The 12,273-nt window shown below is 73.3% G+C and carries 15 protein-coding genes and 1 tRNA gene; 7 read left to right on the forward strand and 9 right to left on the reverse strand.

What is annotated here, in order from left to right; all coding sequences use genetic code 11:
- Positions 1-34: 34 nt before the first annotated feature.
- On the reverse strand, positions 35-784 hold the full coding sequence (locus ABT295_RS01285) for a PIG-L deacetylase family protein (RefSeq protein WP_352392616.1): 750 nt from the start codon (positions 782-784) through the stop codon (positions 35-37).
- 55 nt (positions 785-839) lie between these two features.
- Here ABT295_RS01285 and ABT295_RS01290 point away from each other — a divergent pair, with 55 nt between their 5' ends.
- Positions 840-1,280, forward strand: a complete 441-nt coding sequence (locus ABT295_RS01290) for a pilus assembly protein CpaE (RefSeq protein WP_352392617.1) — start codon at positions 840-842, stop codon at positions 1,278-1,280.
- Here ABT295_RS01290 and ABT295_RS01295 read toward each other — a convergent pair.
- Positions 1,277-2,041, reverse strand: coding sequence for an Rv1486c family protein (locus tag ABT295_RS01295; protein ID WP_352392618.1), 765 nt, complete (start codon positions 2,039-2,041; stop codon positions 1,277-1,279). The two genes, ABT295_RS01290 and ABT295_RS01295, sit on opposite strands and share 4 nt — an antisense overlap.
- Before the next feature lie 59 nt (positions 2,042-2,100).
- Between ABT295_RS01295 and ABT295_RS01300 the strand changes: the two genes are divergently transcribed.
- From ABT295_RS01300 to ABT295_RS01320, 5 genes are all read left to right on the forward strand, one after another.
- Positions 2,101-2,886, forward strand: a complete 786-nt coding sequence (locus ABT295_RS01300) for an ABC transporter ATP-binding protein (protein ID WP_352392619.1) — start codon at positions 2,101-2,103, stop codon at positions 2,884-2,886.
- A 128-nt stretch (positions 2,887-3,014) separates the two neighbouring features.
- Positions 3,015-3,464: an NfeD family protein gene (locus ABT295_RS01305; RefSeq protein WP_352392620.1), complete on the forward strand. Its 450-nt coding sequence runs from the start codon at positions 3,015-3,017 to the stop codon at positions 3,462-3,464.
- A 107-nt stretch (positions 3,465-3,571) separates the two neighbouring features.
- The gene (locus ABT295_RS01310) at positions 3,572-4,798 is read left to right on the forward strand and encodes an SPFH domain-containing protein (protein ID WP_352392621.1); all 1,227 of its coding nucleotides are present in this window, start codon (positions 3,572-3,574) and stop codon (positions 4,796-4,798) included.
- Between the two features lie 108 nt (positions 4,799-4,906).
- A complete protein-coding gene (locus ABT295_RS01315) occupies positions 4,907-5,677 on the forward strand; it encodes a sulfite exporter TauE/SafE family protein (RefSeq protein ID WP_352392622.1) in 771 nt (256 codons plus the stop codon).
- A gap of 38 nt (positions 5,678-5,715) precedes the next feature.
- Positions 5,716-6,525 carry a TrmH family RNA methyltransferase gene (locus ABT295_RS01320; RefSeq protein WP_352392623.1) on the forward strand — a complete coding sequence of 270 codons (810 nt, stop codon included), beginning with the start codon at positions 5,716-5,718 and terminating at the stop codon, positions 6,523-6,525.
- 9 nt (positions 6,526-6,534) lie between these two features.
- Here the strand turns inward: ABT295_RS01320 and ABT295_RS01325 are convergent, their stop codons facing one another.
- From ABT295_RS01325 to ABT295_RS01350, 6 genes are read right to left on the reverse strand one after another with little or no spacing between them, the layout of a single operon-like run.
- Complete coding sequence (locus ABT295_RS01325; RefSeq protein ID WP_352392624.1) at positions 6,535-6,912, reverse strand: DUF3037 domain-containing protein; 378 nt, start codon at positions 6,910-6,912, stop codon at positions 6,535-6,537.
- Positions 6,909-7,679, reverse strand: a complete 771-nt coding sequence (locus tag ABT295_RS01330) for a HipA family kinase (protein WP_345508901.1) — start codon at positions 7,677-7,679, stop codon at positions 6,909-6,911. The genes ABT295_RS01325 and ABT295_RS01330 overlap by 4 nt, the downstream gene beginning before the upstream one ends.
- Positions 7,680-7,688: 9 nt before the next feature.
- Positions 7,689-8,963 carry an MFS transporter gene (locus ABT295_RS01335; protein ID WP_352392625.1) on the reverse strand — a complete coding sequence of 425 codons (1,275 nt, stop codon included), beginning with the start codon at positions 8,961-8,963 and terminating at the stop codon, positions 7,689-7,691.
- A gap of 16 nt (positions 8,964-8,979) precedes the next feature.
- The gene (locus ABT295_RS01340; protein WP_352392626.1) at positions 8,980-9,480 is read right to left on the reverse strand and encodes a MarR family winged helix-turn-helix transcriptional regulator; all 501 of its coding nucleotides are present in this window, start codon (positions 9,478-9,480) and stop codon (positions 8,980-8,982) included.
- Positions 9,481-9,519: 39 nt separating this feature from the next.
- Positions 9,520-10,647, reverse strand: coding sequence for a baeRF3 domain-containing protein (locus ABT295_RS01345; RefSeq protein ID WP_352392627.1), 1,128 nt, complete (start codon positions 10,645-10,647; stop codon positions 9,520-9,522).
- The gene (locus ABT295_RS01350; protein ID WP_352392628.1) at positions 10,628-11,641 is read right to left on the reverse strand and encodes a TerC family protein; all 1,014 of its coding nucleotides are present in this window, start codon (positions 11,639-11,641) and stop codon (positions 10,628-10,630) included. The genes ABT295_RS01345 and ABT295_RS01350 overlap by 20 nt, the downstream gene beginning before the upstream one ends.
- A 144-nt stretch (positions 11,642-11,785) precedes the next feature.
- Here ABT295_RS01350 and ABT295_RS01355 point away from each other — a divergent pair, with 144 nt between their 5' ends.
- On the forward strand, positions 11,786-12,136 hold the full coding sequence (locus tag ABT295_RS01355; RefSeq protein ID WP_352392629.1) for a winged helix-turn-helix domain-containing protein: 351 nt from the start codon (positions 11,786-11,788) through the stop codon (positions 12,134-12,136).
- 41 nt (positions 12,137-12,177) lie between these two features.
- Here the strand turns inward: ABT295_RS01355 and ABT295_RS01360 are convergent.
- Positions 12,178-12,264 (reverse strand) — tRNA-Leu (locus tag ABT295_RS01360).
- Between the last annotated feature and the right edge of the window lie 9 nt (positions 12,265-12,273).

Raw genomic sequence — 12,273 nt, forward strand, 5'->3', positions numbered from 1 at the left:
CGCGGCGGACCGCGCAGCGCGCCGCGCACCGCCGTCAGCCGATGAGGCGACCCGTGACGGCATACGGCACGCCCGTGGCCTCGGCCGGCGCGCCGAGCACGGACCCGAGCAGCTCGGCGGGCGTGGGGTAGTCGGGGCCGAGGGCCTCGAGGTAGGCCGCGTGCGCCGACAGCGAGGCGATGGCTGTGTCCAGGTGGTCCGAGACGTCGACGAAGTGCGTCGGGTGCGGGTCGGCGACGACGAGCACACGTGGGACCGCGCAGGGGTCGTGCCCCTCGTCGACGAGGTCGGGGAAGATCCACCGGTTGCCGGCGTCGGCCCGCGCGTCGACGACGGCGAGCCCGACGGCGCGGTGGTCGGCCTGGTTGACGGCGCCGTTCGGGAAGCGGTCGGCATACGTCGCCGTGACGACGAGGTCGGGGCGGCGGACGCGGATCTCGCGGGCGATGGCGCGTCGCAGGGGCAGGCCGTACTCGACGACGCCGTCGGAGAACCCGTCGAGGAACTCGACGACGTCCACCCCGACGCGTGCCGCCCCGTCGCGTTCCTCCTGCTCGCGCAACGGGCCCGCCTGCGCGGGCGGCACCGTGTCGATGCCGGCCTCGCCGCGGGTGACGAGCAGGTACGTCACGTGCTTGCCGGCCCGGACCCAGCGGTCCACGGCCGCCGCCGTGCCGTACTCGAGGTCGTCGGGATGGGCCGCGACGCAGAGGATGCGCTCGAAGGCCTCGTCGGCGAGGACGTCGAGGGTGGGTGGCGAGGACTGCTGCGAGGGCTGGGTCATGCAGCAAATCTAGGGTTGCTTGGCGCCTCGCCGCGTCGATGTGACGATGGTGCCCATGTTGACCATCGAGCTGGCCCGCCGCCTCGCCGACGCGGGGCTCACCTGGCAGCCTGCCTCCGGCGACCGCTTCGTCGTGCCCGTCGACGGGATGGAGCAGGACGTCTTCGTCATCAGCGACCTCACGGTCGACGTCCACCACTTCAGCACCGGCGACGTCATCGGCTTCAACGGCACGACCGAGTGGGCGCTCGACAGCGTCGAGCAGGCCAAGGTGGTGTGGCTCCCGCGCGAGGAGCAGCTGCGCGACCTGCTCGGGGACGCGTTCGTCTCCCTCGAGCAGCTCGACGGCGGGTATGCCGTCACCGTCGTCACGCCCGCGGGTGGCACCGAGCGCCACGCGGACATCGACGCCGAGCGCGCCTACGCCCGGGCGGTCGTCGCCCGGCTCGAGGCGGACTCCTCCGGTGGAGCAGGCGGCTCCGGCGCCCCCGACTAGGCCGGTCGCCAGCCGGCGATCGACATGACGGCCACGTTCGTGGCGTCGGCGAGGGCCGCGTCGGCGTCCCCGGCGAGGTCGCGCAGGAGCATCCCCCGGGTGCGCACCGTGCCCGCGTCGAGGCCGCCGGAGCCGAGCGAGGTCAGGCCGAGGGTCCGGTGCGCGAGGCGGGAGAGGTTCGCCGCGAGCGACATGATGCGCAGCGCGCGGCCCGAGGTCGCCGGCGGGATGCCCCAGAGGGCCGTGTCGAGGTCGGCCTGTGCCTCGGCGCGGGCCTCGTCGCCCCACGGGTGGCCGCCGACCTGCTCGAAGCGCTCGGTGTGCTCGCGCAGTCGCAGCAGCAGGCCGCGTTCGATGTCGCGCAGGTCGAGCATCTCGAGCCGGTGACGGGGGATCGGGTCGGCCTCGTAGGCGGTCCAGTCCGCGCGCACGCCGACGTCGCCCTCGGGCCCGAACTCGCTGAGGGTGGGCACGAGCACCCCGCCGAGGCCGGCCACGAAGACGCACTCGCCCGCCTCCGCCGCGTGCGCGGTCGCGGCGGTCGAGCCCCGCGGCATCCGGCTGGGGTCTCCCGGGCGGGGGAGCGCGACGAAGAGGGCGCGCTCGCCGAGGTCGCGCCACACGTCCAGGCGGGCGAGGTCACCGGCGACGTGGTCGAGGTCGGGGAAGGCGCGGCCGAGCGCGGCCGTCGTGTCGAGGTCGCCCCGCCACGATGCCGTCATCCACAGGGCGAGGCGCACGGAGGCGGGCAGCTCGGACACGACGCCATCGTAGGGTGCGCCGCCGCAGCGGCCCCGAGGCCGTGCCATAGGGTCGAGCCATGAGCGACGTCCTCGCCTTCGCCGGAGTCACCGTCCGCCGCGGTGCCTCCACGCTCCTCGACGACGTGACGTGGGAGGTGGAGGAGGGCGAGCGCTGGGTCGTGCTGGGCGCCAACGGTGCCGGCAAGACCACGCTGCTGCAGGTCGCCGCGGCCCGGATGCACCCGACGAGCGGCGTGGCCGGCATCCTCGGCGAGGTGCTCGGCGCCGTCGACGTCTTCGAGCTGCGCCCGCGGATCGGTCTCGCCAGCTCCTCGATGGCCGAGCGCATCCCGGCCGGCGAGCTCGTCGGCAACGTCGTCGTCACGGCGTCCTACGGCATCATCGGTCGCTGGCGCGAGAGCTACGACCCGATGGACTACGTGCGCGCCATGGAGCTGCTCCGGGCGCTCGGCGCCGAGCGCCTCGCGGACCGGCCCTACGGCACGCTGAGCGAGGGGGAGCGCAAGCGCGTGCAGATCGCGCGGGCCCTGATGACCGACCCCGAGCTCATGCTCCTCGACGAGCCGGCCGCCGGCCTCGACCTCGGGGGCCGCGAGGACCTCGTGCGACGCCTCGGGACGCTCGCCGCCGACACCGAGGCGCCGGCCATGGTGCTCGTCACGCACCACGTCGAGGAGATCCCGCCGTCGTTCACCGACGTGCTGATGATCCGCGACGGCCGGGTCGTCGCCGCCGGGCCGATCCCGCTCACCCTCACGGCCGAGAACCTCAGCGAGACGTTCGGGCTGCCCCTCGTGCTCGAGCAGCACGGCGACCGGTGGTCGGCGCGCGCCGCCTCGTGATCGAGACCGTCCCGTTGCCCGGCTCCACCGATCACCCGATGGAACTGGGGCAGACTTGATGACGTCACAGGAGTGACGCACGGGACGTCGGTGTCTGCGCCGACCCGATCAAAGGCAGGGTGTTGCACGTGTTCGAGGGGCACGCATGGATGGTGTGGCTCGGCGTGGCCCTCGTGCTCGTCGCCATCGAGACCCTGACCGTCGACTTCACCTTCCTCATGCTCGCCGGCGGCGCCACGGGTGCCTCCGTCGCGGCGGCCTTCGGAGCCCCACCGGCGGTGCAGGCCGTCGTGGCCGCGCTCGTCGCGGTCGCGCTGCTCGCCGTCGTGCGTCCCTGGCTGCGCAAGCGCTTCCAGGCGTCGTCGCCGACCCAGCTGATGGGGACGGCGGCCCACGTGGGTCGCTCGGCCGTCGCCCTCGACCGCGTGACCCCGGAGGGCGGGCAGGTCAAGCTCGCCGGCGAGACGTGGTCGGCCCGCACCCTCGGCGACAGCATCGAACCCGGCGAGGAGGTCGTCGTCGACTCCATCGACGGCGCCACCGCCATCGTCAGCCGCGCCCACCTCGTCGGGGGCTGAGGCACCGACGACACCAGACGAACCACCGAGCGGTCCACCCGGACCGTTCGCACACGCCGCGCCCCTCGGGGGAGCGCGGACCGCACAGGGAGAAGGTCGAGGAACCCGTGGACCCGGTACTCATCATTCCGTTGCTCATCCTGCTGCTCGCGATCGTCGTGGTGCTGCGCACCGTGCGCATCGTGCCGCAGCAGACCGCACAGATCGTCGAGCGGCTCGGCAGCTACAACAAGACGCTGACGGCGGGGATCCACTTCCTCATCCCGTTCGTCGACAAGGTGCGCGCGAACATCGACCTGCGTGAGCAGGTCGTGACGTTCCCGCCGCAGCCCGTCATCACGAGCGACAACCTCGTCGTCAACATCGACACCGTCATCTACTACTCCGTCACGGACGCCAAGGCGGCCGTCTACGAGATCGCCAACTTCATCCAGGGCATCGAGCAGCTGACCGTGACGACGCTGCGCAACGTCATCGGCTCGCTCGACCTCGAGCAGGCGCTGACGAGCCGCGACCAGATCAACGGCCAGCTGCGCGGCGTCCTCGACGAGGCCACCGGCAAGTGGGGCATCCGCGTCAACCGCGTCGAGCTCAAGGCCATCGACCCGCCCCACTCGGTGCAGGAGACGATGGAGAAGCAGATGCGCGCCGAGCGCGACCGTCGCGCCGCGATCCTCACGGCCGAGGGCTTCAAGCAGTCGGCCATCCTCACGGCCGAGGGTGAGAAGCAGAGCCAGATCCTGCGCGCCGAGGGCTCGGCCCAGGCCCGCATCCTCGAGGCCCAGGGCCAGGCCCGCGCCATCCAGCAGGTCTTCTCGGCCATCCACCGCGGCAAGCCCACCCAGAAGCTGCTCGCCTACCAGTACCTCCAGGTGCTCCCGCAGCTCGCCCGGGGCGACTCGAACAAGATGTGGATCATCCCGTCCGAGCTGACCGACGCCCTCAAGGGCATCGGCAACGCGCTCGGTGGCGCCGAGACCGCGCCGACCGGTGGCGGCGACGACGAGGCCTGGGTCGACCCGGGGGACTCGGACGACGACGCCTTCGCCGAGACGGTGCTCGAGGACCCGGCCAAGGCGCTCGCCGAGGCCCGCGGCCAGGCCGCGCAGGCGAGCGCGGAGTCGACCGAGCAGGCGGCCCCGCTCTACCGCCAGCAGGCACCGAGCCACGCCGTCGACGCCGAGACGAAGCCCGTGACGGCCGCCCCGTCCACGCCGGCGGTCGCGGCCCCGGCGGTTCCGGCCGTCCCGGAGGCCACCGAGCCCCCGGCCATCGCGCCGCCGGCCCCGGCCGACCTGCCCGAGAACCCGACGGAGGCGCCCGGCACGCGCTGAGCGCCACGGCCGTCCGCACGGCCTGACGGCCTGACGGGCTGACGGCCCACGGCTGGACGGCACGACCTCCGACCGACGACACCCGGCCACCCTCTGTAGGGTGACCGGGTGTCGTTCTGGTCCGCCGTCGCCGTCGCGCTGGCGGGCACCGGCGCGGGCCTCATCAACACCATCGTCGGCTCCGGGACGCTCATCACCTTCCCGACGCTCCTCTTCTTCGGCGTCAACCCGCTCGTGGCCAACGTGTCGAACAACATCGGCCTCGTCGCCGGCGGGGTCACCGGCGCCTGGGGCTACCGCCACGAGCTGAACGGCCAGGCGCCGGTGCTGCGCCGGCTCATGCCGCTCTCGTTCCTCGGGTCCGTGGCCGGGGCGGGCCTGCTCCTCGTCCTGCCGGCCGCCGCGTTCCGCGCCATCGTGCCGGTGCTCATCCTCGTCGCGCTCGTGCTCGTGCTCGCGGGTCCACGGATCCAGGCGCGGGTGCACCCCGAGGGGTCCGACCGGCCGGTGCCGGGCTGGCACGCCCCCGCCATGGGCGCGGGCGTCTTCGTGGCCGGCGTCTACGGCGGCTACTTCGGCGCGGCGCAGGGCGTGCTGCTCATGGGCCTGCTCAGCGCGCTCAGCCTCGAGCCGCTCCAGCGGCTCAACGGCTACAAGAACGTCCTCTCGCTCGTCGTCAACCTCGTCGCCGCCGGCGTCTTCGTGCTCTTCGCCCGCGACCACATCGACTGGCTCGTCGTGCTGCTCATCGCGGTCGGCGCCTTCGTCGGGGGCATCATCGGGGCGAAGGTGGGGCGGCGCATCCCGCCGGCGGTGCTGCGCGGGCTCATCGTGCTCATCGGCGTCGTCGCCATCGTCAAGCTCGTCTGGTTCCCCTGAGGCGAGCGGCTCCTAGAAGGCGCACTACCCTGACGGGCGTGCCGATCGCGATTACCGACCCCACCGACCCCCGCCTCGAGGACTACGTCTCCCTCACCGACGTCGCCCTGCGCCGGCGCACGGAGCCGGAGCGGGGGCTCTACGTCGCGGAGAGCCAGAAGGTCATCCGCCGGGCGCTCGCGGCCGGTCACCGGCCGCGCTCCTACCTCATGGCCGAGCGGTGGGTCACCGACCTCGCCGACCTCGTCGACGCCGCCGAGGCCGACGGCATCCCGGTCTACGTCGGGGCGCACGACGTCATCGAGGCGCGCACCGGCTTCCACCTGCACCGCGGCGCGCTCGCCTCGATTCAGCGGCCCGAGCTGCCCGCCGTGGCCGACGTCATCGCCGGTGCGCGCCGGGTCGTGGTCGTCGAGGACGTCGTGGACCACACCAACGTCGGGGCCATCTTCCGGAGCGCCGCCGCCCTCGGCGTCGACGCCGTGCTCGTGACGCCGCGCTGCGCCGACCCGCTCTACCGCCGCTCGATCCGGGTGTCGATGGGCACGGTGTTCCAGGTGCCGTGGACGCGGATCGACCCGTGGCCGCAGGGGATCGGGCTGCTGCGCGAGGCCGGCCTGCAGGTGGCCGCGATGGCGCTCTCGGACGACTCGGTGTCGCTCGCCGACCTCGAGTCCGACCCGCCGGAGCGCCTCGCGCTCCTGCTCGGCGCCGAGGGCGACGGGCTGTCGGCCCGCACCGTCGCGGACGCCGACCTGACGATCCGCATCCCGATGGCGGGCGGGGTCGACTCGCTCAACGTCGCGGCGGCGAGCGCCGTCGCCATGTGGGCGCTGCGCGGCCGCTGACGCCGGTCGTCAGGGGCGCACGAGCCGGCCGAGCAGGCGCTGGAGCTCGACCGCGGGGTCGTCGCACAGTCCGCCGTGCACGGGCCCGGGCTGCACGACCGTCGAGCGGGGCGCGATGATCCAGCCGAAGCGCTGGCCCGGCTTCTCGAGCGTCGGCAGCCCCCGCCCGGTCTCGCCCCGGCACACGGCGCGCACGCGGTCGAGCATCGAGCGCACGCCGTCGAGGTCGCACGTCGGGGCGAGCGCCGCGGCGCGTGCCTCGTCGAGCTCCCAGGCCGCGTCGAGGAACCCGGCGTCCTGCGAGTAGAGCACGACGCCGACGTTGATGAACTCCTCGCGGTCGACGCGCGGCACGAGGCGGAGCAGCACGTACTGGTATGCGTTCACGCGGCGACCCCGCTCGGCACCCAGGTGAGCGGCCCGTCGAGGCGCGCGCGCAGCATCCGGCCGTATGCCGTCCGCACCGCGTCGGCGTCCACGAGCTCGTCGGTCGTCTCGAGCCACTCCTCGGGCACCTCGGCGACGACGGCCTCGAGGGCCTCCGGCGTCAGGCGCGCCGCCAGCTCGTCGTGTCGACGGGCCACGTCGCCGGCGACGTCGCGCAGCACGTGGCGGCTCGCGTCGAAGGGCTGCGCCGCGAAGCGCTCCGGCGACGGGGCGCGGCTCGGCCACGAGTGGTGGAAGTAGAGCGCCGCACCGTGGTCGATGGCCCAGGTGCGGCCGTGCCAGACGAGCAGGTTGGGGTTGGCCCACGTGCGGTCGACGTTGGCCGTCAGGGCGTCGAGCCAGATGATCCGCTCGGCGAGGTCGGCGTCCGGTGGCCGCGACCCGTCGTAGCCGAGCGAGCCGGGCAGGAAGTCGACGCCGAGGTTCGTGCCGACCGACGCGGTCAGCAGGTCCTGCACCTCCTCGTCGGCCTCGTAGCGGGCGATGCGGGGGTCGAGGCGCACGACGGCGAGCTCGGGCACGGGCACGTCGACGAGGCGGGCGATCCCGGCCACGACGACCTCGGCCACGAGCACCTTGAGGCCCTGCCCGGCGCCGCGGAACTTGAGCACGTAGGTGCCGTCGTCGTCGGCCTCGACGATGCCGGGCAGCGAGCCGCCCTCCTTGAGCGGCGTCACGTAACGGGTGGCGGTCAGCTCCGGAAGCACCGGGTCAGCCTACTGTCCGGCCGGGGACCGGCCGAGGTCGAGCCGGCTGGCCCGACCCCAGAGCCGGGCGAGCAGCATCGCGAGCCCGCCGTAGAGGCACGCGAACGCGAGCAGCGGCCACCACGCCAGGCCGCTCGCGGGCAGCACGAGCGCGCCGAACGCCGCGGCCGCGACCATGCCGGCGTTGTAGACGACGTCGTAGGCCGAGAAGGCCCGGCCGAGGAGGTGGTCGTCGACGTGGGCCTGCAGGAGCGAGTCGACGGTGATCTTGACGCACTGCGAGGTGAACGCGACGGCGAAGGAGACGGCGACGATGCTCCACGGCGTGAGGAAGGGACCGAGGAGGGCGCAGACGACGGCGCCGACGGCGAGCATGCGGGCGGCATACGGCACGGCCGTCAGACGCGGGGCGAGCCACGGGGTGACGAAGGCGGCCGACGCGAAGCCGACGGCCGAGGCGCCGGCCGCGATGCCGAAGCCCATCGCGCCGTGGCCGCCCTCGAAGGGGCCGCGGAAGAGGAGCAGCGTCTGCAGCAGGAGGAAGCCGAAGGGGATGCGGGTGAGGAAGACGAGCGCGAGCAGGAGCCAGGCGCGGTGCGGGAACGTCTTCACGGCCTCGACGAGTCCGGTGACGACCGAACGCGTGATCTGCCCGACGGAGGGTGCCCCGCTCGTGTCGTCGGGACCGATGAAGGGCAGGCGAGAGGCCACCCAGGCGGCGCCGAGCACCCCGACGGCCGCGAGCAGCACGTCGACGACGTCGCTGCTGCCGAGCGCGCGCACGCCCGTGCCGACCGCCCCACCGAGGAGGTAGGCGAGCGAGCCGCAGGTCGGCGCAACGGAGTTCGCGCTGACGAGCTTGTCCCGCGTGACGACGTGGGGCATGCCGGACGAGAGCCCTGCGAGGATGAAGCGGTTGACGGAGAAGACGAGCAGGACGAGGGCGTAGAAGGCCGGCCCCGTGTCGGTGCCCGAGACGAGCGCCGCGACGCCCAGCATGGCCGTGGCCCGGACGAGCTGGCTGACCACGAGCACGCGCCTGCGCGGCCACCGGTCGAGCAGCACGCCGACGAACGGGCCGAGCGCGCTGTAGGGGAGCAGGACGACGGCGAACGCGATGGCGATGCCGCGGGCGTCAGCAGCCTGCTCGGGGTTGAAGAGGACGTGGCTCGCGAGGGCGACCTGGAAGATGCCGTCGCTGAACGACGAGGCGACCCGGCTCGCGAAGAGGCGACGGAAGCCGCGCCCCCGCAGGAGGGTCGCCAGGGCGCGCAGGAAGGTCACGCGGCACAGCGTACGGTCAGGCGCGAGCCTGATCAGCCGGTGTGCGCGGTAGGGCGGTGACGGTCGCGTCGTCGTCGGTGAGCGACGCGGCGACCCGCGCGATCGTGGTCAGGGCGGCGGCGAGACGCTCGCGCTCCACCTCGTCGAGGGTGGCGAGAGCGGCGGCGGTGGAAGCGGCTCTGCGATCGCGCCACCGCTCGAGTCCCTCGCGGGCCGACGCCGTCAGCTCGAGCCGGACGACACGTCGATCGGTCGTGTCGCGGGCGCGCACCACGACGCCGACCGTGACGAGCTGGCCGACGAGCGTCGAGACGGTGTTCGCGGCCAGCCCGAGGACGCGGGCGGCCTCCGCGACGGTGATGCCGGGGTTGCGGCGCACGACCCGCGCGAGCTCGAGCTGCGCACCCGACAGGGCGAGGTGGGGCAGCGGCGAGCCGACGAGTCGGCCCGAGCGGCGTCGGAGCAGCCCGATGACGTCGTAGAGGTCATCGGCCAGGGCCAGCGGGTGCTCGTCCACGACCCGAGAGTACCGAAGCAGGTCGGCGACGCCCGCGGATCAGCGAAGTGGGTCCCTCGGCCGGAGGGTGAGGGCGACCCGCTCCCGGGTCGACAGGGCACCGTCGCGGACGAGGGCGATCCAGCCGCCCCGGCGCAGGACGGCCTCGATGACCTCGTCGACGGCGTCGTCGATGACATCCGGGTGCTCGACGTCGGTGGCGGGCGTCAGGAAGTCGCCGTCCGCGCTCAGCCGCGCCGGGTAGAAGAGGCCCTCCTCGACCGCCAGCATCTCCGGCCGCTCGGCCCGGGACGCCAGCCACACCGCCGGCATGCCGGTCGCCACCGCGCCGGAGCCGCTCCGTTCGTCGAGCAGGGCGAGGGCCTCCTCCTCGCGGGAGCGCAGGTAGGCCTCCAGGACGGGTCGCGTCAGCCGAGCGAGCTCGGGCAGCGGCGTCCGTGCGTGGCTCCCGTGGATGCGCCCGGCCAGACGGCGCAGGTTGGCCGAGATCCCGCCGAAACGAGCCAGTGTGCGCGCGGTCCCGATCAGGACGAGCGGTGCCGGGTGCAGCCTGAGGTACGTGCCGAGCGCCCGGTCGACCGTCCGGAGGAAGGCGTCGGTCCGTCGGTCGGCCCCCGTCGACGTGGCGCGTCCCCGGTCGTCTCGCCTGACCAGGGGGAACGCTGTGGAGTGGGCCGGCGTCAGCGAGTCGCCGACGCCGTCGAAGAGCCGCGCCTCGCGCTCCGTCAGGACGAGGACGACGTGGCGCGGTGTCCGGTGCAGCGCGCGCACGAGGTCACGGGTGGCGAAGGTCGGGTCGACCACCACGCGGTCGACGACGGCTTCGGGCAGGCCCCAGGCCGAGGAGTGGAGACCGGCGACGAAGAGCGCGACGGCCGCACGGGTCGGTCGTCGTCTGGTGTCGTCGACCAGGCGCTCCAGCTCGTCCCTGGCGGCACCGCAGACGACGTCGCCGAACTCGGCGCGCACACGTTGGACGGCGTCCTCGACGAGCGCCTCGAGCCGGTCGAGGTCGCCGGTGGTCATGACGGGAGCCGGGGTCGTGGTGCACAGGACCGAGATCGCCGGGTAGTCCCGAACGGACTGGAGGGCGAGCACGTCGGTGGGTGTCGGCGACGGCAGGGCTGCAAGCCGAGCGCCGGTCGTGTCATGGGCGGTCATGGTCATCGTGTCCTCCTCGGGAGATGGCGGATGCGGTGGTGGTCCGGTCGGGGAGCCCGCTGCGGGTGGGACCGGTGCCGCGCGTGCTCCAGAGGCTGGTCACGATGCTGGCCGCGAGCGTGACGAGGATGACGCCGAGGGTGAGGGCCACCGGCAGCTTGCCGACAGGCGTCTCGGCGAGGACGAGCTTGACCCCGGCGAAGGCGAGGAGGACGGCGAGCCCGTAGTGCAGGTGCACGAACCGCACCAGCAGTCCCGAGAGGCAGAAGTAGAGAGCGCGCAGGCCGAGGACGGCGAACGCGTTGGCCGCCCACACGATGAAGGTCGTCGTCGTGATCGCGAGCACGGCAGCCACCGAGTCGAGGGCGAAGACGAGGTCGGTCGCCTCGACGGCGACGAGTGCGACGAACAGCAGCGTCGCCGTCCGGCGCCCGTCGATGCGAACGAAGAACCGCCCGCCGTGGTAGGCCGGCGTCGTCGGCACGACCCGTCGGACGATGCGCACGACGAGGTTGCGTTGCGGGTCGACGTCGGTCGAGTGGTGGAAGGCCATCTTCCAGGCGGTGTAGAGCAGCAGCACGCCCAGCAGCACGGCGGTCCACGACAGGGACTCGAGGAGGGCGACGCCCGCGAAGATGAGGACGAGGCGGAAGACGAGGGCGCCGATGACGCCCCAGAAGAGGACCCGGTGCTGCAGGGCCCGTGGCACGGCCAGGGCGGCGAAGACCATGGCGAAGATGAACACGTTGTCGATCGAGAGCGCCTTCTCGATGAGGTAGCCGGCGACGTAGGTGCCGGCCACGTCGGGGCCCTGCCAGACCCACAGGACGACGCCGAAGCCGAGTCCCACGGCGATCCAGACGCCGCTCCAGACGGCCGCCTCGCGCAGGCCGATCTCGTGGTGGTCCCGGTGGAGGAGCAGGTCGACCCCCAGCATCACGACGATGGTGGCGACCAGGGCGGCCCAGGCCCACCAGGGGACGGCGAACGTGTGGTCCACGGCGGCTCCTTCGACGGTGTCGAAGGTCTCTCCCACCGGAACGGGCCACGGTCGAGGCGCCGGGTCGGGGTCGACCGGGGTGACGACGCTCTCGTTTCGGGATACTCCCCTTGTGCGACACAGTATTGGCGAAATACTTGTCGCATGTCAACGACCCGGTGGACCTTCCTGTCCAACCACACGCACGTGCTGGTGTGCATCGCCCGCGATCCTGCCGCCACCATGCGCGAGGTCGCCGAGCGGGTGGGGATCACCGAGCGGGCGGTGCAGCGGATCGTGCGGGACCTCGAGGCGGCCGGTTACGTGCGACGGCGTCGTGAGGGCCGGCGCAACACGTACGCGCTGCGCTCCGACCGCCCGCTGCGGCACCCGCTCGAGGCGGGGACGGACGTGCGCACCCTGCTCTCCGTGCTCGACCCGGGCGTCGTCGACGACGTCGACCGAGGAGAGGCCGCGGCGACCGCGACGTCCGGCCCGGGCGAGGCCGGGACATGAAACGGTCCCGGGCCTTCGACGAGCGAAGACCCGGGACCGGTTGGTGTCGAGGGGGGGACTTGAACCCCCACGCCCGTTAAGGGCACTAGCACCTCAAGCTAGCGCGTCTGCCATTCCGCCACCCCGACAAGGTGATC

Source organism: Terrabacter sp. NPDC000476, from assembly GCF_040300125.1.
GTDB lineage: Bacteria > Actinomycetota > Actinomycetes > Actinomycetales > Dermatophilaceae > Terrabacter.